This is a genomic window from Serratia sp. EWG9, from assembly GCF_019913725.1.
In the GTDB taxonomy this organism is placed as follows: Bacteria; Pseudomonadota; Gammaproteobacteria; order Enterobacterales; family Enterobacteriaceae; genus Serratia; species Serratia ureilytica.
Genome location: NZ_JADNRO010000008.1, coordinates 1 through 19,396 on the forward strand (window position 1 = coordinate 1; position 19,396 = coordinate 19,396).

At 61.1% G+C, this 19,396-nt stretch carries 16 protein-coding genes and 1 pseudogene; 9 read left to right on the forward strand and 8 right to left on the reverse strand.

Going from position 1 to position 19,396, the window contains the following annotated elements:
• Positions 1–74 (forward strand): annotated as a pseudogene (locus tag ITX55_RS24235) (transketolase); the annotation flags it as partial.
• A gap of 69 nt (positions 75–143) precedes the next feature.
• On the opposite strand, the gene brnQ reads toward ITX55_RS24235, so the two are convergent.
• Both brnQ and ITX55_RS17390 read right to left on the reverse strand, forming a co-directional pair.
• Complete coding sequence (brnQ, locus tag ITX55_RS17385; RefSeq protein ID WP_108681947.1) at positions 144–1,466, reverse strand: branched-chain amino acid transport system II carrier protein; 1,323 nt, start codon at positions 1,464–1,466, stop codon at positions 144–146.
• Between the two features lie 213 nt (positions 1,467–1,679).
• On the reverse strand, positions 1,680–1,964 hold the full coding sequence (locus tag ITX55_RS17390) for a hypothetical protein (protein ID WP_108681945.1): 285 nt from the start codon (positions 1,962–1,964) through the stop codon (positions 1,680–1,682).
• 72 nt (positions 1,965–2,036) lie between these two features.
• Between ITX55_RS17390 and ITX55_RS17395 the strand changes: the two genes are divergently transcribed.
• Genes ITX55_RS17395 through ITX55_RS17405 form a run of 3 tightly spaced genes read left to right on the forward strand, consistent with a single transcriptional unit; the run spans position 2,037 to position 6,035 of the window.
• Complete coding sequence (locus ITX55_RS17395) at positions 2,037–3,152, forward strand: ABC transporter substrate-binding protein (protein ID WP_223085238.1); 1,116 nt, start codon at positions 2,037–2,039, stop codon at positions 3,150–3,152.
• 50 nt (positions 3,153–3,202) lie between these two features.
• Positions 3,203–4,972: an iron ABC transporter permease gene (locus ITX55_RS17400; RefSeq protein WP_025304187.1), complete on the forward strand. Its 1,770-nt coding sequence runs from the start codon at positions 3,203–3,205 to the stop codon at positions 4,970–4,972.
• Positions 4,965–6,035 (forward strand): ABC transporter ATP-binding protein, encoded by a 1,071-nt coding sequence (locus ITX55_RS17405; protein WP_147881090.1) that lies wholly within the window; start codon positions 4,965–4,967, stop codon positions 6,033–6,035. Before ITX55_RS17400 ends, ITX55_RS17405 begins: the two co-directional genes overlap by 8 nt.
• A gap of 30 nt (positions 6,036–6,065) precedes the next feature.
• Here ITX55_RS17405 and ITX55_RS17410 read toward each other — a convergent pair whose 3' ends face one another.
• The 5 genes from ITX55_RS17410 to ITX55_RS17430 form a co-directional block, all read right to left on the reverse strand.
• On the reverse strand, positions 6,066–7,031 hold the full coding sequence (locus tag ITX55_RS17410) for a PDR/VanB family oxidoreductase (RefSeq protein WP_223085239.1): 966 nt from the start codon (positions 7,029–7,031) through the stop codon (positions 6,066–6,068).
• Positions 7,032–7,072: 41 nt separating this feature from the next.
• Positions 7,073–8,521 (reverse strand): NAD-dependent succinate-semialdehyde dehydrogenase, encoded by a 1,449-nt coding sequence (locus tag ITX55_RS17415; protein WP_370632704.1) that lies wholly within the window; start codon positions 8,519–8,521, stop codon positions 7,073–7,075.
• A 46-nt stretch (positions 8,522–8,567) separates the two neighbouring features.
• Complete coding sequence (locus tag ITX55_RS17420) at positions 8,568–9,692, reverse strand: aromatic ring-hydroxylating dioxygenase subunit alpha (protein ID WP_216474594.1); 1,125 nt, start codon at positions 9,690–9,692, stop codon at positions 8,568–8,570.
• A 26-nt stretch (positions 9,693–9,718) separates the two neighbouring features.
• Positions 9,719–11,329 (reverse strand): BCCT family transporter, encoded by a 1,611-nt coding sequence (locus ITX55_RS17425; protein ID WP_033644733.1) that lies wholly within the window; start codon positions 11,327–11,329, stop codon positions 9,719–9,721.
• Between the two features lie 364 nt (positions 11,330–11,693).
• The gene (locus ITX55_RS17430) at positions 11,694–12,779 is read right to left on the reverse strand and encodes a tartrate dehydrogenase (protein WP_182073804.1); all 1,086 of its coding nucleotides are present in this window, start codon (positions 12,777–12,779) and stop codon (positions 11,694–11,696) included.
• Positions 12,780–12,861: 82 nt separating this feature from the next.
• Here ITX55_RS17430 and ITX55_RS17435 point away from each other — a divergent pair, with 82 nt between their 5' ends.
• From ITX55_RS17435 to fbaA, 4 genes are all read left to right on the forward strand, one after another.
• A complete protein-coding gene (locus tag ITX55_RS17435) occupies positions 12,862–13,821 on the forward strand; it encodes a LysR substrate-binding domain-containing protein (RefSeq protein ID WP_273974485.1) in 960 nt (319 codons plus the stop codon).
• Between the two features lie 312 nt (positions 13,822–14,133).
• Positions 14,134–15,150: an erythrose-4-phosphate dehydrogenase gene (epd, locus tag ITX55_RS17440; protein WP_004931582.1), complete on the forward strand. Its 1,017-nt coding sequence runs from the start codon at positions 14,134–14,136 to the stop codon at positions 15,148–15,150.
• A 70-nt stretch (positions 15,151–15,220) separates the two neighbouring features.
• Complete coding sequence (gene pgk, locus ITX55_RS17445; protein ID WP_025160206.1) at positions 15,221–16,384, forward strand: phosphoglycerate kinase; 1,164 nt, start codon at positions 15,221–15,223, stop codon at positions 16,382–16,384.
• A gap of 116 nt (positions 16,385–16,500) precedes the next feature.
• Positions 16,501–17,580, forward strand: coding sequence for a class II fructose-bisphosphate aldolase (gene fbaA / locus ITX55_RS17450; RefSeq protein ID WP_025304179.1), 1,080 nt, complete (start codon positions 16,501–16,503; stop codon positions 17,578–17,580).
• 59 nt (positions 17,581–17,639) lie between these two features.
• Here the strand turns inward: fbaA and ITX55_RS17455 are convergent, their stop codons facing one another.
• Entirely contained in the window at positions 17,640–18,308 is a 669-nt protein-coding gene (locus ITX55_RS17455; protein ID WP_096242579.1) for a DUF1345 domain-containing protein, read from the reverse strand.
• A gap of 204 nt (positions 18,309–18,512) precedes the next feature.
• Between ITX55_RS17455 and mscS the strand changes: the two genes are divergently transcribed.
• Positions 18,513–19,379, forward strand: coding sequence for a small-conductance mechanosensitive channel MscS (mscS, locus tag ITX55_RS17460; RefSeq protein WP_015378992.1), 867 nt, complete (start codon positions 18,513–18,515; stop codon positions 19,377–19,379).
• Positions 19,380–19,396: the final 17 nt, after the last annotated feature.

Genomic DNA, 19,396 nt, shown 5'->3' on the forward strand with positions numbered 1-19,396 from the left:
CGGAGCAGCTGTTCGCCGAGTTCGGCTTCACCGTGGACAACGTGGTGGCCAAGGCGCAGGCGCTGCTGAAGTAAGCCGCCGGGCGCAAGCCGATAAAAAAGCCGGTCATCATGACCGGCTTTTTTTATGGGCGGAAATCGCGATTACGACGCGGCCTTGACGCTTTCGGCGCTGCGCAACCGGTCGTAAGCCGCCGCCAGCAACAGCACCAACAGCGTAGGCTGCAGCCAGACCAGACCCTGCTCGGCCAGCGGCAGCTTATCGAACCAGGTGGGCAGCAGGCCGCTGAAGCTTGAAGCCTTCAGGCCATCGGCCAGGCCGAACACCAGGCTGGTAGCGATCACCGGCGCGAAGACGCGTCTGGCGCTGCGCCAGCGGTTCTGGCTGAAGCTGAGCAACACCAGCGCGATGCAAGGCGGGTAGATCGCCGTCAGTACAGGCAGTGAGACGCGGATCAGATTGGCCAGCCCCATGTTGGAAACCAACATGGCGAAGAGGGCGAGGATGACCACCAGCGTGCGATAAGAGAGCGGCAGGTAGCGGGAGAAGAAGTCCGCGCAGGCGCAGGTCATGCCGACCGCTGTCACCAGGCAAGCGATGAACATCAGCACCGCCATAAAGACGCTGCCCAGATCGCCGAAGGTGTGCTGCACATAGGCGTGCAGGATTGCCGCGCCATCCTGAGCACCGCTGCCGACCAGGCTGCCGCTGCCGGCGCCGAGCTTGAACATGCAGATATAGACCAGCGTCAGGCCGACGCCGGCGATCAGGCTGGCCCACAGGGTGTAGCGCAGCAGCAGGCCGCTGTCGCTGACGCCGCGCGAGCGGGCGGCGGTGACGATAATCGAGCCGAACATCAGCGCCGACAGCGTGTCCATGGTTTGATAACCCTGCACGAAGCCGGTGGAAAACGCCGCGGCCTGATAGCTGCCGACGGCGGAGACCGGCGCACCGGCGGGCCACACCAGGGCGGCGATGCCGAGCGCGGCCAGCGCCAGAATTTTCAGCGGCGCCAGAATATGGCCGACGTTATCGAGCAAGCGGCCGGGATACAGCGACACAACCATCGCCAGGGTAAAGAACAGCAGGCTGTAGATGAACTGCGGCAGGTCGCCGTCGCCGGTGAAGGGCGCGATGCCGAGGGCGAAAGAAACATTGGCGGTTCGCGGGGTGGCGAACAGCGGGCCGAGCGCCAGATAGCAGACGGTCGCCAACAGCAGGCCGGCGGTGCGGCCGATGGGGCCGGTCAGCAGGCTGATGCTGCCGCCGACGCGCGCCAGCGCGATCACGGCGATCACCGGCAGAGCGACGGCGGTCACCATAAACCCGAGGGCGGCCGGCCACAGATGTTCACCGGACTGTAGCCCCACCAGCGGGGGGAAAATGATGTTGCCGGCGCCGACAAACAGGGCGAAGGTCATAAAGCCCAGGGCGATAATGTCTTTCGGGGATAAACTCTTGGTCATAACGGTATGGCACTGCCTGTATTCATGAAATAAACGGCCTGGCTGCGAAATGAAGCGCTGCAGAAGGAGGCGCGTGGGGCTGCGTACGCCCGCAAAAATTTTCGTCCGGCAGGATATAATAATTCGGCGACAAAAACCTGATTAATACAGCGCTGTTTATCCTGGCGTGAACCGGCTGCACAGAGGGATCATGGCGGCCGACCCGGCAGCGCGTTAGCGCGCCACCCTGTCTATCGACAGCGGAATTTCGATGTGCGGCTTGAAAGAGACGTGGCCGTCTTCGACCGGTTTACGGGGGAAAAAGATCGGCATATCGCGGGTCGAATGCCGGCTTTGTTCTGACGTTGCAGGGTCGCCATCGTACAGCGAATTCGCCTGCTGCGGCGTTCTCGCCTGGCCGAATAGTTTGCGACAGGAAGCGCCGTAAAGCCCGCGCCGCCGGGCGTGGGTATTGACTGAAAAACGTCCAACCTCACAAAACCGAAAGATAACAAGCAACGCCGTTGCCTCGTCGCAATTATTAACTGTATGTTAATTTTTGGTTTATTAAATGTGATCTGGGGATGGATGATGATGAAAAAAATCAGCGCTACCGTGGCTGCAATCACCTTACTGGGCTCCGTTTCCGCCTATGCGGCCTTCCCGGCGGGCTACCCCGCCGACTACCAGAAACTGGTCGACGGCGCGAAGAAAGAAGGCAAGGTGGTGATTTACTCGACCACCGACACCAAGGCGGCGGCGCCGCTGATCCAGGGGTTCGAGGCGTTGTATCCGGGCATCAAGGTCGAATACAACGACATGAACAGCACCGAACTGTATAACCGCTTTATCAGCGAGCAGGCGGCCGGCGGCACCAGCGGCGACGTGGTGTGGAGTTCGTCGATGGACACCATTTTGAAACTGGCGGGCGATTACGCGCAGGAATACGCCTCTCCCGAGCAGGCTCAACTGCCGAAATGGGCGGTATGGCAAGATAAGGTGTATGGCACCACCTATGAGCCGGTGGTGTTTATCTATAACAAACGCCTGATCCCGCAAGGCGATGTGCCGGATTCGCATGCGGCGCTGGCCAAGCTGATCGCCGGCCAGACGGACAAATTCAAGAAGAAAGTCACCACTTACGACATCGAAAAATCCGGCGTCGGCTTCATGCTGTCGGTGCAGGACTTCAAGGCCGATCCCAACTACTTCAAAACGCTGGCCGACGTGGCCAAGGGTGGCCTGGCGGTGCAATCCTCCACCGGCACCATGATGGAACGCGTTTCCTCCGGTGAAAACCTGATCGGCTTCAATATCCTCGGTTCATACGCCGAGGCCCGCGCCAAGAGCGATCCGTCGCTCGGCATCGTCTATCCGAAAGACTATACCCTGGTGCTGTCGCGCGTGAGCTTCATCAGCAAAGAAGCCGGTCACCCTAACGCCGCCAAGCTGTGGTTCGACTACGTGCTGTCGGAGAAAGGGCAAAATATTCTCGCCAATCAGGCTGATATCCCTTCGATCCGCAACGATGTCGAAGGCAAGAACGACATCGACGGCATGACCAAGCTGCTGGGCAACGCGCTCAAGCCGATCCCGGTCGACGACAGCCTGCTGGAGTATTTGCAGCCGGCCAAGCGTCTCGACTACATCAAACAATGGCGCGCGCCGCGGCGAAATAACAGGGACTGCATTCGGACGCGCGCCTGACGTACAGGCGCGCGCCCTTTGGTCGTCGTTTACAACCATAGGGAGCATTTATGCAAGCATGGCGCAGAAAGTGGCAGAGCCTGCCGCGCGGCCTGGTGGTGTTGATAACCGCGCTGGTTATCTATGTCCCCCTGTCGTTTATCATCATTCAAAGCTTCCTCTCGGCACCGTTTTTCTCTCCCTCCAAGGTCTTCAGCCTGGAGGCCTTCGAGTTCATCTTTACCGACCCGGATTTCTACAAGGCGCTGAAAAGCGGTTTTATTCTGGCATTCGGCCTGGTGATTATCGCCATCCCGCTCGGCGGTATTTTGGCCTTCCTGATGGTGCGCACCGATCTGCCGGGGCGGCGAATTATCGAACCGCTGATTTTGGTGCCGATCTTCGTGTCGCCGATGGTGCTGGGTTTCGGTTACGTGGTGGCGGCGGGGCCGGTAGGCTTCTTCTCGCTGTGGGCGGAGGCGCTGCTGGGCTTCGTGCCGTGGAACATCTATTCGATGGCCAGCATCGTGGTTATCGCCGGGTTGACGCACGTGCCCCATGCCTACCTGTACATCTCCTCGGCGCTGCGCAGCGTGGGCTCCGACGTTGAAGAAGCGGCGCGCACCGCCGGCGCTACGCCGCTGCAGGTGATGACCGCCGTCAGCCTGCCGATGGTGCGGCCGTCTATCCTGTACGCCGGGGTGCTGCTGTTCTTCCTCGGGCTGGAGGTGTTCGGCCTGATGCTGGTGTTGGGCGATCCGGAGGGCAACCTGGTGCTGGCGACCTACCTGTATCAGTTGACCAACAAGCTGGGCACGCCGTCTTACCACCTGATGGCGGCGGTAGCAGTGGTGCTGATCTGCATCACCATTCCGTTGGTGATGCTGCAGCGCAGGCTGATGCGTACCGCCAACCGTTTCGTCACCGTCAAGGGCAAAGCCTCGCAGGCGCGCGCGTTGCCGCTGGGCAAATGGCGCTGGGTGGCCGGCGCGGTGGTGATGTTCTGGCTGACCGTGACCATCGGCGTGCCGCTGATCGGCGTGGTGCTGCGCGCCTTTATCTCCAACTGGGGCGTCGGCGTGTCTGTCTGGGACGAACTGTCGATCAACACCTTCCGCACCATCTGGGCGCAGCCCAACCTGCTGCGCGCCATCGTCAACTCGATGGCGATCGGGGTGATCGGCGGGGCGCTGGCGGTCGCGTGCTATCTGTTTATCGGCATCGCGATGCACCGCAAGCCGGACGGCGCCACGCGCTTCCTCGACTACAGCGTGCTGGTGCCGCGCGCGGTGCCGGGGCTGCTGGCCGGTTTGGCGTTCCTGTGGGTGTTCCTGTTCCTGCCGATGTGGCTGGATAAATCGCTCAAGGAAGGCTGGCTGTCCGTGCTGCCGATGGCCGAATGGCTGCGCGAGAACGTGATCGTCTGGCTGCGTTCGCTGCGCAGCACCATCTTCAGCGTCTGGCTGGCCTACACCGTGGTGTGGATGGCCTATGGCCTGCGGCTGATCTCTTCCACGCTGCTGCAGGTGGGGCCGGAACTGGAGGAAGCCGCGCGCAGCGCCGGCGCCAGCCGCGGCCAGATCACCCGACACGTTACCATTCCGCTGTCGCGCTACGGCCTGATCGGCTCCTGGCTGCTGATGTTCCTGATCTTTGAACGCGAATATTCCACCGGGGTTTATCTGCTGTCTCCGGGCACGGAAACCATCGGCTCGATGCTGGTTTCCCTGTGGGCCGCGGGCGCCATCGATATCGTCGCCGCGCTGTCGTTCATCAATATCCTGCTGGTGGTGCTGGGGCTGGGGATCGCCTTGCGCTTTGGAGTGAAATTACATGATTGAACTTTCGGTAGAGAACCTGCATTTGACCTATGGCGACAACCCGGTGCTGAAAGGGGTGTCGATGGATCTGAAACGGGGCGAAGTGGTCTCGCTGCTGGGCCCGTCGGGCAGCGGCAAAACCACGTTGCTGCGGGCGGTGGCCGGGCTGGAGAAGCCGAGCCAGGGGCGAATCGTCATCGGCGACAGCGCGGTTTACAACGGCAGCGCGCGCAGCGAAATTCCCGCCGAAGAGCGCAACCTGGGGCTGGTGTTTCAGTCCTACGCCCTGTGGCCGCACAAAACGGTGTTTGAGAACGTCGCTTATCCGCTGAAGCTGCGTAAGACCGCCTCGGCGGAAATCGCCCAACGGGTACAGGCGGTGCTGGATCAGCTCGGGCTGGGGCATTTGGCCAAGCGTCATCCGCACCAGCTCTCCGGCGGCCAGCAGCAGCGGGTGGCGATCGGCCGTGCGCTGGTCTACAACCCGCCGGTGATCCTGCTGGATGAGCCGCTGTCCAACCTCGACGCCAAGCTGCGCGAAGAAGCGCGGGTATTTCTGCGCGAGCTGATCATCAAGCTCGGTCTGTCGGCGCTGATGGTGACCCACGATCAGAACGAGGCGATGGCCATTTCCGATCGCATCCTGCTGCTCAATAACGGCAAAATCGAACAGCAGGGCACGCCGCAGGAGATGTACGGTTCGCCCGCCACGCTGTTCACCGCCGAATTCATGGGCAGCAACAACCGGTTGCCTGGCAAGATCGTGGCGCTGGAAGATGGCCGGGCGCGCATCGAAGGTAAGGATTGGGCGCTGTGGGGCAAAGCGGGCGAAGGCGTGCAGGTCGGACAGGAGGGCACGGCGGTGATCCGCGTGGAGCGCGTGCGGTTGGGTGAAGATCCACAGGGTAATCAGCTTGAGCTGCCGTTGCTGACCAGCATGTATCTCGGCGATCGCTGGGAATACCTGTTCCGCACCGTGGCCGAAGATTTCGTGGTACGCGCCTATGGCCACGAGGCGCGCGATCAGGCGCTGTGCCGGCTCTCCCTGCCGGCCGAGCATCTGTGGATATTCCCGAAAGCTTAACCAGGACGCCCGCCGTTGCGGGCGCTCCTTTTACAAATCCAGCACCAGCCGGCTGCCTTTGGCGCGCGAGCAGCAGATCAACAGGGTCTGCTGCGCCGCGCGTTCTTCCTCGCTGAGATACTGATCGCGGTGATCGGCTTCCCCTTCGACGATGCGGGTTTCGCAGGTACCGCAAATGCCTTCGCGGCACAGGCACTCGACCCTGGCCGCCTTGCTGTTTTCCAGCGCCTGCAGGATGGTCATGTCTTGCGCCACTTCAAGCTCAATACCCGATCGAGCCAGCACCAGTGTAAAGGCGCCGCCCGCCGTGTCTTCGGCGGCAAAGGCTTCGCTGTGCAAGCGACCGGCATCGATACCCCGTTCGGCGGCGATCCGGTAGACCGCTTCGTTCAGCGCCGCCGGGCCGCAGACGTAGATATGGGCGCCGGGTTCCACATCGGCCAGCGTGCGCGCCAGATCCAACCGGCCGCCAAGGCTGGAGACATGGCAACTGACGTTGTCTGCGAACGGCGCTTGCATCAGCTGCTGCTGGAAGGCGTTGTGCTCTTCACTGTGGAAGCAGTAGTGCAGATGGTAGCGTTGGCCGCTGCGTTGCAGCTCATGCAGATGAGCCATAAACGGCGTGATGCCTATGCCGCCGGCGATCAGCACGTGATGTTGCGCTTCCGGCGCCAGCGCGAACAGGTTATTCGGGGTGCTGATGGTCAGCGTATCGCCGACCGCCAGCCGGTCATGCATGAAGTCGGAACCGCCTTTGGAAGGAGACTCGCGCCGAACGGCGATCTGGTAATGCTCGAGTTCGAACGGTGAGCTGAGCAGCGAATAGGCGTTGCTGTAGCGCTGCTCGCCGTCCTGCATTTGCACGATGATGTGGCTGCCGCCGCTGAAGGCGGGCAGCGGCCGGCCTTGCGGATCCGCCAGGGTAAAGCGCTTGACCCGTGCGGTGACGGTTTCGATGTCGACGATGCGGACATCAAGCATCTGATAGCTGGTCATTCATTGGCTCCAAAGCGCGGGCGTCCCCGCGCATGAAAAAGTTATACCGCCTGGCACAGGTATTTGAGCTCCAGATAGTCTTCGATGCCGTATTCGGAGCCTTCACGCCCCAGCCCCGACTGTTTCACCCCGCCGAACGGCGCCACCTCGTTGGAGATAAGCCCGGTATTGATGCCGACCATGCCGTACTCCAGCCGTTCCGAAACGCGCCAGATGCGCGCCGCATCGCGGGTGTAGAAGTAAGCGGCCAAGCCGTAAATGGTGTCGTTGGCCTGGCGGATCGCCTCGGCTTCGTCATCGAATATCACCAGCGGCGCGACCGGGCCGAAGATCTCTTCTTCCAGCAGCAGCGAGCCGGGCTGCACGTTGCCCAGCACCGTCGGGGTGAAGAAATTGCCGCCCAGCGCGTGCGGCGTGGCGCCGGTCAGCACCTGAGCGCCTTTGCTCAGCGCGTCATCGAGCAGCTCCAACACCTTATCGCGCGCCTTGCGATTGATCAGCGGGCCAATCTGTACGCCGGCTTCGAAGCCGTTGCCGACCTGCAGTGCCGCCACGCGGGCGACAAACTTCTCGGCGAACTGCGGGTAAACGCCGCGCTGCACGTAGAACCGGTTGACGCAGACGCAGGTCTGCCCGGCGTTGCGATACTTGGCGATCAGCGCGCCTTCCACTGCGGCATCGATGTCCGCATCGTCAAATACGATGAACGGCGCATTGCCGCCCAGCTCCAGCGACACTTTCTTGATGGTGTCCGCGCTCTGGCGCATCAGCAGCCTGCCCACCGGCGTGGAGCCGGTAAAGCTGAGTTTGCGCACCTGCGGGTGGCGGGTCAGCTCGGCGCCGATCGCCTGCGAGTTGCCGGTCACCACGTTGAACACCCCGGCGGGAATGCCGGCGCGCTCGGCCAGCTCGGCCATCGCCAGCGCCGAATAAGGGGTTTCGTTGGCGGGTTTGACCACCAGCGTACAGCCGGCCGCCAGCGCCGGCGCGGCCTTGCGGGTGATCATCGCCGCCGGGAAGTTCCAGGGCGTGATCGCCGCGCACACGCCGATGCCCTGTTTCAGCACCATCAGGCGTTTATCGCTGCTCGGCGAAGGAATGATGTCGCCGTTGGCGCGCTTGGCCTGTTCGGCGAACCATTCGATAAAGGAGGCGGCGTAGCGGATCTCGCCCAGCGATTCCGCCAGCGGTTTGCCTTGCTCCAGCGTCATCAGGTTGGCCAGATCCTGCTGGTGCTCCAGCATCAGTTCGAACCAGCGTCGCAACAGCTGCGCGCGCTGTTGCGACGGCAGCGCGCGCCAGCCTTCCAGCGCCTGCTGGGCGGCGTCGATCGCCCGTTGGGTTTCGGCCGTCGCCATGTTGGGCACGCTGCCGATGAGTTGGCCGGTGGCGGGATCGCTCACCGGCAGGGTTTCCTGGTTGTCGGCGTCGCGCCATTGGCCGTTGATATATGCCTGTTGGCGGAATAGCGCCCGATCGGAAATTTTCACAAGAACCTCACAAGTCAGGGGAAAGGGGCCCGCGGGCCCCGTCGCATCAAGGTTGATAAACCTGCGCCAGCAGGTTGTGGAAGTGGGCGATGCCGTGTTCGCTGACGCCGCTGCCGGCGCCGTCGGCCATGATGCGCCCCTGGCCGCGATAGCCGCGCGACTTCAGGCCTTTTTGCACGCTTTCCACCAGCCGCAAATCTTCCGGGCGGAACACGTCGCGGTACCAGTCGATCAGTTTGAGCTGTTCGTCGCTCAAATCGGTGTTGGTGAAGTAGATGTCGTAGTGCTGCAGGGTGGTTTCCGCATCGACCGGGAACTCATAGATCACCGTCATCATGCCTTCCAGCGGCGGCATGTTGAACATGGTGCACGGCCACAGCCAGATGCCGTGGAAGCTGGATTCTTTGCCCTCTTCAAACTTGAACGACTGCTCGGAGGGACGGGCGTAGCCGAACTGCAGCGTCCAGTTGCCGTGCAGGGTGTGCCAGTAGCGATCGACCTGCACCGAGTCGGCGAAACCGGGATGCGCCGGGCCGCAGTGGTAGCACTCGAGGTAGTTGTCGACGATGTTCTTCCAGTTGGCCGGGGTGCGGGTGACGAAACGCGCCGCCAGCTTGAGATCGTCGACCTGCGGGCAGGCTTCGCGCACTTTGGCGCCGAGGCCCGGCAGTTGGTCTTCCACCGTGCCGGCCTGCGAGTCCAGATTGACGTAAATAAACCCGGCGTACTCTTCAACCCGCACCGGCACCAGGTGCGAGTTTTCCTTATCGAAGTTCTGCACGTTTTCACAGTTGCGCGCGTGCGCCAGCTCGCCGTCCAGCTTGAACGCCCAGGCGTGATAAGGGCAGGTGATGACGTTCTTCGCCCGGCCGTCGCCCGCCAGCAGTTGGTGGCCGCGGTGCGGGCAGACGTTGTAAAAGGCGCGCAGCACGTTATCGCGGCCGCGCACCACCAGAATGTTTTCACCGATGATCTCGCGGGTGATGTAGTCGTTCGGTTGGGTAAGCTCGCTGCGGTGCGCCACGCAGATCCAACTGGTGGCGAACACCTGCTCTTTTTCGTGCTCGAACGCCGCCTGGTGGGTGTAGAACCGGGCCGGTATGGTGTAGGCCTCACGGGCGTCGGCGCAGAAATCTTTCGGTAAGGTAAATTCAGGGATCAGCGTGCTCATAAGTTAACCTTCCTCTTTTCTTATTGTCATTTCGCCATAGGGCGCGGTTGATACGACGATGGAGCGGAGAGTTCGCCGGCCGGCGGCGCTTCGGGCAGCGTTGGCGGGCTGCTTTCGATCAGGTGCGCCGGGATGGCCGCGTAGTCCTGCTTCAGCCAGCGGGCGAAACCGTAGGTTTTCACCAGCAGCACCAGCAGGAACGGCAGTGCGGTCAGGATCACCGTGGTTTTCATGGTGTCCAGCGAGGCGCCGGTAAACAGGATCGACAGCGGGATCAGGGTGATCACCACGCACCAGAACAGCCGCAGCATCGGGCTGGGATCTTGCCCCTCCTGCAGGTTGCGGGTGCTGGTGGCGGCCATGGTGTAGGCCACGGCGTCCATGTGCGAGGCCAGGAAAATGATCATGATGAACAGATAGGCGGCGAGGAACAGCTTGCCGAGCGGCAGCGCCGTCAGCAGCATCTGCACGGCGGTTTCGCCGCCCTGGGTGCTGAGGATCTCCGGCACGTTGAGCTGCCCGCTGATGAACTGGTGCATGGCGTAGCTTTCCAGCGAGCCGAAGAAGAACCAGCAGCCGAGGGTGCTGCCGAGCAGCAACGCCCAGATCACTTCTTTAATCTTGCGGCCGCGCGAGACGCGGGTGACGAACATCGCCACGCCCGGGGTATAGGAGATCCACCACAGCCAGTAGAACACCGTCCAGCTGCGGCTGAAGCTGCCGTCGCCCATCGGATCGGTGAACAGGCTCATCTGCAGAAAGTTTTGCGCCGTCAGGCCGATGGCGTTGATGGTGTTGTTGATGGTGAATTCGGTCGGGCCGACCAGCAGCACCAGCCCGGCGAAAGCGAATGCGCCCCAGCCGACCATTTTACTTAGGCGCTGCATGCCGCCGTCGATGCCGATGTAAGAGCTGAGACAGAAGATCACCGCCGCCAGCAGGATCACCGTCGCCTGCACCGCGAAGTTGTCCGGGATGCCGGTCAGCGCCGTCAGCCCGCGGGTAAAGGTGGAGGCGGTCAGCACCAGTGAAATGGTGAGGGCGCCGACGGTGGCGACCAGGAAGATCAGATCCACCGCCCGCCCGACCGGGCCGTTGGCGCGCACGCCGGTGATGGCGGAAATGATCCCCGACAGGCTGAGCCCTTTGTTCTTACGCACGTGGAAGTGATAGGCCATGATCAGCGAGGCGAGGGCGTAGGTCGCCCAGGCGCTCAGGCCCCAGTGGAAGAAGGAGTAGCTGATGCTGTATTCCAGCGCCTTCGGGGTGCGCGGCGCGATGTTCAGCCCCGGCGTCTGGTAGTAATACGCCCATTCCATCACCCCCCAGTACAGGGTGGACGAGCCCAGGCCAGCGCAGATGAACATGAACAGCCAGGCCAGCGTGGAGTATTGCGGTTTGCCTTCGCCGAGGCGGATATTGCCGTATTTGCTCAACGCCAGATACAGCACCACCAGCAGGGCGATCAGCACCAGGATTTGAATGGTTGAACCGAACAGCCGGGTGACGCCGTTGAAAATGGTGTTGGCGATAAGCGCGGATTGAGCCGGAAAGAGCATCAGGCAAAGGGCGATCAGCGCAATGCTGCACAGGCTGATGGCGATGAGCGTGACATCCTTTTTGGGATTGCTCTGCATGGGAGTGAACTCCTGTTATCGGTGGTGGGCCGGTGCGCAAAGCGTAGGGTGCGCCCGGGCCTTATTGGCTTGAACCATTTGTTTTGTTACACCGCGAGGAGCAAACGGCCCGGTAGGTCGCTACCGGGAATATTCACTCTTCATTAACATTTTCGAGTGTGCACAAATTACAGGAGGGCCACAATTAGGGCATCTGTAAAAGGATAAAACACAGTATGTAAACAATTTGTTGTGATCTTGACCGGGGTATTGGCGTGCCTTCTGCGGTGGTTTTCAACGGATTTGCGGCAGCGATCGAAGCGGAAAAACGGACGTGGCAAAGCAGGGCGCGGAAGGGCGCCCTGCACGGGAAAATCTGCGGCGTTCAGCGTTGCAGCAGGGCGGCGATCGCCTGGCCGACTTGCTGGGTGGAGGCGTCGCCGCGCATGTCCGGCGTGCGCGGCCCGTCGGCGATAATGCGCTCAATCGCCTGCAGGATGCCGTCGTGCGCCTGGCGGTAGCGGGCATCGCCGTCGCCGAGGAAGTCCAGCATCATCGCGCCGCTCCAGATCATGGCGATCGGGTTGGCGATGTTTTTGCCGAAAATGTCCGGCGCCGAGCCGTGCACCGGCTCGAACAGCGACGGGAAGTTGCGCTCCGGGTTCAGGTTGGCCGAGGGGGCGATGCCGATGGTGCCGGTGCAGGCCGGGCCGAGATCCGACAAAATATCGCCGAACAGGTTGGAGGCGACCACCACATCGAAGCGTTCGGGGTTCAGCACGAAACGCGCGCACAGAATATCGATGTGCTGTTTGTCCCAGGTGATATCAGGGTATTGGCGCGCTATCTCCGCCACGCGCTCATCCCAGTACGGCATGCTGATGGCCATGCCGTTGGACTTGGTGGCGGCGGTCAGGCGTTTGCGCGGGCGCTGTTGCGCCAGCTCAAAGGCGTACTTCAGGATGCGGTCCACGCCCTGACGGGTGAAGACCGATTCCTGGATCACCATCTCGCGTTCGGTGCCTTCGAACATCCGTCCGCCGAGCGAGGAGTATTCCCCTTCGGTATTTTCGCGCACCACGTAGAAATCGATATCGCCCGGCTGCTTGTTCGCCAGCGGGCAGGGCACGCCGGGAAACAGCCGCACCGGACGCAGGTTGACGTACTGTTCGAAGTCGCGCCGGAATTTCAGCAGCGAACCCCACAGCGAGATATGGTCGGGCACCGTGTCCGGCCAACCGACGGCGCCGAAATAGATGGCGTCGAAGCCTTTCAGTTGCTCGAACCAGTCGTCCGGCATCATCTGGCCGTGGTGCTGGTAGTAGTCGCAGCTGGCCCACTCGAAGGTGGCGAATTCCAGCGACAGATCCCAGCGCGCCGCCGCCGCCTGCAATACTCGTATGCCTTCCGGCAACACTTCCCGCCCGATCCCGTCCCCGGGGATGGCGGCAATCTTGTAAGTTTTGCTCATACAGAGGTCTCATTTGTAGGTAGGGGAGATTGACAACACTGTTATCCTATAATTGACTAACTGTTAATCAATCCTGAAAACGGTGAAACATAAAACACGAATCATGAACAATATGCCGATCCTGAGTGACCTGCGGGTGTTCGTGCTGGTGGCGCGCCGCGCCGGGTTTGCTGCCGCCGCCGAAGAGTTGGGCGTTTCGCCGGCCTTTATCAGCAAGCGCATCGCGCTGTTGGAGAAGACGCTGGACGTGTCGTTGCTGCACCGCACCACGCGGCGGGTGGCGATCACCGAAGACGGCGAGCGCATCTACGAATGGGCGCAGCGCATTCTCAACGATGTCGATCAGATGATGGACGAGCTGTCCGAAGTGCGCCAGGCGCCGCAGGGCATGCTGCGAGTGGTCAGCAGCTTCGGCTTTGGCCGGCGTTTCGTCGCGCCGGCGCTGTCGGCGCTGGCGCGGCAGTATCCGCAGCTGGAACTGCGGCTCGACGTTTCCGATCGGCTGGTGGATCTGGTCAGCGAAGGTTTCGATCTGGATATCCGCATCGGCGACGATATCGCCCCCAATCTTATTGCGCGCAAGCTGGCGGACAACCAGCGCATCCTGTGCGCTTCGCCGGCGTACCTGCAGCGCCACGGGGCGCCGAAAAACCCGGCGGAGCTGGCGGGCCGTTCCTGTCTGGTGATCAAAGAACGCGATCATCCGTTCGGGCTGTGGCGGCTGCAGGGGCCGAGCGGTGAAGAAACGGTAAAGGTGACGGGCGCGCTGGCGTCGAACCACGGCGAGATCGTGCATCAGTGGTGCCTGGACGGGCAGGGCGTCGCGCTGCGTTCCGCCTGGGACGTGAAAGAGAACATCGACAGCGGCCGACTGGTGCACATCCTGCCGGAGTATTATCAGCCGGCCAATATCTGGGCGGTGTACGTTTCCCGGCTGGCAACGTCGGCGAAAGTGCGGGTGACCGTCGAATTTCTGCGCGACTATTTTCGTGAGCACTACGGCGAAACGGTGCCGGCGAGTGAAAATCCGTCGCGGTCTTAAGGCCAAAAATGTGCGCCAGATCATCTTATGCTCGTAAAATTCCCGTCCGTTACCTGAGGAACTGTCGCACGTGTTCCTTTTGCCAAAACTTTGGTTTATGCTCAGCTGAAGCGTTTCAGTTGAAGCACTCTTCGACAGAAATGCCGATGTGACGGCGGTGAAAAACCGCTGAAGCGCGGGAATAATGCAAACTCGGCGATTCACAGCGGGCGGTACGATCCACTACTCTATGCGGGTTAGTGAGACAACCAGTCAGCGCCGGGCGGCGCCGGTGAGTCAACCCGGCGTGGACGGCCCTTTTTCAGGAGCAGCATGACCATCCGCATAGCGATAAACGGCTTTGGCCGCATCGGCCGCAGCGTATTGCGCGCACTGTACGAATCGGGCCGACGGGCGGAAATCTCCGTGGTGGCGATCAATGAGCTGGCGAACGCCGAAGGCATGGCCCATCTGCTGAAGTACGACTCCAGCCATGGCCGCTTCGCCTGGGATGTGCGGCAAGAGTGCGACACGCTGAGCGTCGGAGACGACGCGATTCGCCTGTTGCACCAACCGGCGGTGGAGCAGTTGCCCTGGGGCGAACTGGGCGTCGACGTGGTGCTGGACTGCAGCGGCGTGTACGGCAGCCGGGCGGATGGCGAGGCCCATCTGGCGGCGGGGGCGAAGAAAGTGCTGTTCGCCCATCCGGGCGGCAACGATCTGGACGCCACCATCGTGTTCGGCGTCAACCATCAGACGCTGCTGGCGGAACATCGCATCGTGTCCAACGCCTCGTGCACCACCAACTGCATTATTCCGGTGATCAAGCTGCTGGACGACGCCTACAGCATCGAGTCCGGCACCGTGACCACCATTCACTCGGCGATGAACGATCAGCCGGTGATCGACGCGTATCACGCGGATTTGCGGCGCACCCGCGCGGCGAGCCAGTCGATCATTCCGGTCGATACCAAGCTGGCCGCGGGCATCACCCGCATCTTCCCGCAGTTTTGCGATCGCTTCGAGGCTATCTCGGTGCGCGTGCCGACCATCAACGTGACGGCTATCGATCTTAGCGTCAGCGTGAGCGCCGCGGTGAAGGTGGCGGAGGTCAACCAGCTGTTGCAAAAGGCCGCACGGGAATCATTTCGTGGTATAGTTGACTACACGGAATTACCATTGGTCTCGATCGATTTTAACCATGACCCGCACAGCGCTATCGTCGACGGTACGCAGACCCGGGTCAGCGGGCAGCACCTGATAAAGACCTTGGTCTGGTGCGACAATGAATGGGGCTTTGCCAATCGGATGTTGGATACAACACGGGCAATGGCCGCCAGCGGTTTCTAGTACGGCGGCGCCGGCGTGATTGGCGCGCTGCTCAGGCAATTTTATAGAGATTCAATAAAGAGGGTTCACCATGTCTGTAATTAAGATGACCGATCTGGATCTGGCGGGTAAACGCGTACTGATCCGCTCCGATCTGAACGTGCCGGTAAAAGACGGTAAAGTGACTTCCGACGCGCGTATCCGCGCTTCCCTGCCGACTATCGAAGCTGCGCTGAAGCAAGGCGCCCGCGTGATGGTAACCTCCCACCTGGGTCGTCCTACCGAAGGCGAGTACAACGAAGAATTCTCCCTGCTGCCTGTGGTCAACTACCTGAAAGATCACCTGAAATCCCCAGTGCGTCTGGCGAAGGATTATCTGGATGGCGTCGACGTCGCCGAAGGTGAACTGGTGGTGCTGGAAAACGTCCGTTTCAACAAGGGCGAGAAGAAAGATGACGAAACCCTGTCCAAGAAATACGCGGCGCTGTGCGACGTGTACGTGATGGACGCGTTCGGCACCGCGCACCGCGCGCAGGCTTCCACCCACGGCGTGGGCAAGTTCGCGCCTGTCGCCTGTGCCGGCCCGCTGCTGTCCGCCGAGCTGGAAGCGCTGGGCAAAGCCCTGGGTAACCCGGCCCGTCCGATGGTCGCCATCGTGGGCGGTTCTAAAGTCTCCACCAAACTGACCGTGCTGGATTCCCTGTCCAAAATCGCCGATCAGCTGATCGTCGGCGGCGGCATTGCCAACACCTTCGTGGCGGCGCAGGGCAACAACGTGGGCCAGTCCCTGTACGAACCGGATCTGATCCCGAACGCGCAGAAACTGCTGGAAACCTGCGACATTCCGGTGCCGACCGACGTGCGCGTGGCGACCGAGTTCTCTGAGACCGCGACCGCGACCGTGAAGCAGGCCAACGAGATCCAGGACAACGAGCAAATTCTGGATATGGGCGACGTCTCTGCCGAGCGTCTGGCCGTTATCCTGAAGAACGCCAAAACCATTCTGTGGAATGGCCCGGTTGGCGTATTCGAGTTCCCTAACTTCCGTAAGGGCACCGAAATTGTCGCCCGCGCGATCGCCGATAGCGACGCTTTCTCTATCGCTGGCGGCGGCGACACTCTGGCAGCCATCGATCTGTTCGGTATCGCTGACAAAATCTCCTACATCTCCACCGGCGGTGGCGCATTCCTGGAATTCGTTGAAGGGAAACCGCTGCCTGCAGTCGTGATGCTGGAAGAGCGCGCTAAGCAGTAATTCAGACAACGGGAGGCGAAAGCCGCCCGTTTGTTTTATACCGCGCGGCAAATGCTGCGCGGCGTGAAAACATCGATTTACATCCATCTACGGCCGACGAAACAGGACAAAGTAACATGTCTAAAATTTTTGATTTCGTAAAACCGGGTGTCATCACGGGTGATGACGTTCAGAAAGTCTTCGCAGTTGCTAAAGAGAACAACTTTGCGCTGCCAGCGGTAAACTGCGTGGGTACCGACTCCATCAACGCAGTGCTGGAAGCCGCGGCTAAAGTGCGCGCGCCGGTCATCGTTCAGTTCTCCAACGGCGGCGCCGCATTCATCGCCGGCAAAGGCGTGAAGACCGATGTGCCTCAGGGCGCAGCGATTCTGGGCGCTATCTCCGGCGCACACCACGTTCACCAGATGGCTGAACACTACGGCGTGCCGGTGATCCTGCACACCGACCACTGCGCGAAGAAACTGCTGCCATGGCTGGACGGCCTGCTGGACGCCGGCGAGAAACACTTCGCCGCTACCGGCAAACCGCTGTTCTCTTCCCACATGATCGATCTGTCTGAAGAGTCTCTGGAAGAAAACATCGAGATCTGCAGCGCCTACCTGAAGCGCATGGCCAAAATCGGCATGACGCTGGAAATCGAACTGGGCTGCACCGGCGGTGAAGAAGATGGCGTGGACAACAGCCATATGGACGCTTCCGCTCTGTACACCCAGCCGGAAGACGTGGCTTACGCGTACGAAAAACTGAACGCCATCAGCCCGCGCTTCACCATCGCTGCATCGTTCGGTAACGTGCACGGCGTGTACAAGCCAGGTAACGTTAAGCTGACTCCAACCATCCTGCGCGATTCTCAGGATTACGTGTCCAAGAAATTCAACCTGCCGCACAACAGCCTGAACTTCGTGTTCCACGGTGGTTCCGGTTCTACCGACGCAGAGATCAAAGAGTCTGTGGGTTACGGTGTGATCAAGATGAACATCGACACCGACACCCAATGGGCGACCTGGGACGGCATCCTGCAGTACTACAAAGCGAACGAAGCTTACCTGCAGGGCCAGCTGGGCAACCCGAAAGGCGCCGATCAGCCTAACAAGAAATACTACGATCCACGCGTATGGCTGCGCGCAGCGCAAACCAGCATGGTGACGCGTCTGGAGCAGGCCTTCAAAGATCTGAACGCGGTAGACGTTCTGTAATCTTCGGCACCTGTTGCATGATGTACAAGGCTCCCTCCTGCGGGGAGCCTTTTTCGTTTTCAGCCCAGCAGGCCGGCGCCGACATTGATCGACAGGCCCAGGATCAGCATGTTGAACACGAACGAAATAACCGACTGCACGAGCGCGATTTTGCGTACCTCCGCGGCGCCGACCGCCACGTCGGCAGTTTGCGACGCGACCGCGATGGTGAAGGAGAAGTAGGCGAAATCCAGATAGGTGGGATCGGCGAGATTGCCGGGGAACAGCAGCGGCAAAGGATCCTGCTGTGCGCCCTGGCGATAAAACTGATGAGCATAGTGCATGGTGAAGGCGGTCGGCAGCAGCAGCCAGGAGACCGCCAGCGTGGCGCCGGTCAGGAGCAAATGCAGCGTTTTCAGAGAGCCGGCCACCTGTTTGGCGCTGCTCAATTCAAACAGGATCGCCAGTAAGCTGACCAGGCAGCCGAGGCTGACTAACGCCAGCACCATGCTGGCGCTTTCGTCCTGCCGCCGGGCGATTTGGCGAATGTGCTGCGGCGTGCTGACCAGCATCAGCCGCCAGAGAAACAGCAGGTAGAGCCAGGCCAGCGTATTCCAGCCGATCATCAAGCGTTGCAGCAGCGAGAGCTGGGCGGGCAGCAGCAGAAAGCACAGCAGCCCGGCGCCGACGGAAAACAGCAGCCTGGGCCGCACTTGCCAATAGTGTTTGAGCGAAGAGCGAATGTGCATGAAGAACGGATCCCTTGTCGTGAAATGGCCAACGCGCTGTTCTCAGCATAGAAGAAGCGGCCGGCGGTTTCGGCTATTTTTAATGCTGATGGTTGGCATGAGCCTTTAATGTTGGTTACCCTTAGGCGTGGTTTCCTACTGGCCGCCGAGGCCAGTGTATTTTTGCGAGTTTCTCCCGTTAGGGACTGAGTTAGGACGACACGAATGAAAGATTTGAATGTAGTAGACGGCATCAACGGTGCCGGCGACTGGTTGGTGAAGAATCAGGATCTGTTGATCCAGTACGCGGTGAATATCGTCGCCGCCATCGTTATCCTGATCATCGGTTCGATCGTGGCCCGCGTGGTCGGCAATGCGCTGAACCGCGTGATGAAGCTGCGCGGCATCGACGCCACGGTGGCCGACTTCCTGTCGGCGATCGTGCGTTACGGCGTGCTGGCGTTCACCTTTATCGCCGTGCTGGGGCGCGTCGGCGTGCAGACCACCTCGGTGATCGCGGTGCTGGGTGCCGCCGGTTTGGCCGTCGGCCTGGCGCTGCAAGGCTCGCTGTCCAACTTCGCCGCCGGCGTGCTGCTGGTGATCTTCCGTCCGCTGCGCGTGGGTGAATATGTCGATCTGGGCGGCGTGGCCGGTACCGTCGATCAGGTGCAGATTTTCTCCACCACCCTGCGCACCGCCGACAACAAAACCATCGTGGTGCCGAACGGTAAAATCATCGCCGGCAACATCATCAACTACTCCCGCGAACCGAACCGCCGCGTGGATATCGTGGTGGGCGTGGCCTACAACGCCGATATCGACGTGGTGAAGAAGGTGCTGGGCGACGTGATCGCCGCCGACAAACGCATCATGCACGCCAAAGGCGTGACCGTGCGTCTGAACGAGATGGCGCCGTCCTCGCTGAACTTCGTGACCCGTTCCTGGACCACCAATGCGGAATACTGGAACGTGTACTTCGATCTGATGGAAAACTTCAAGCGCGCGCTGGATGCCCACAACATCGGCATTCCGTTCCCGCAGATGGATGTGCACCTGTATCGTACCGAAGACGCTTCCGCCAAGGCGGAATAACACAGAAGGGGGCCTTG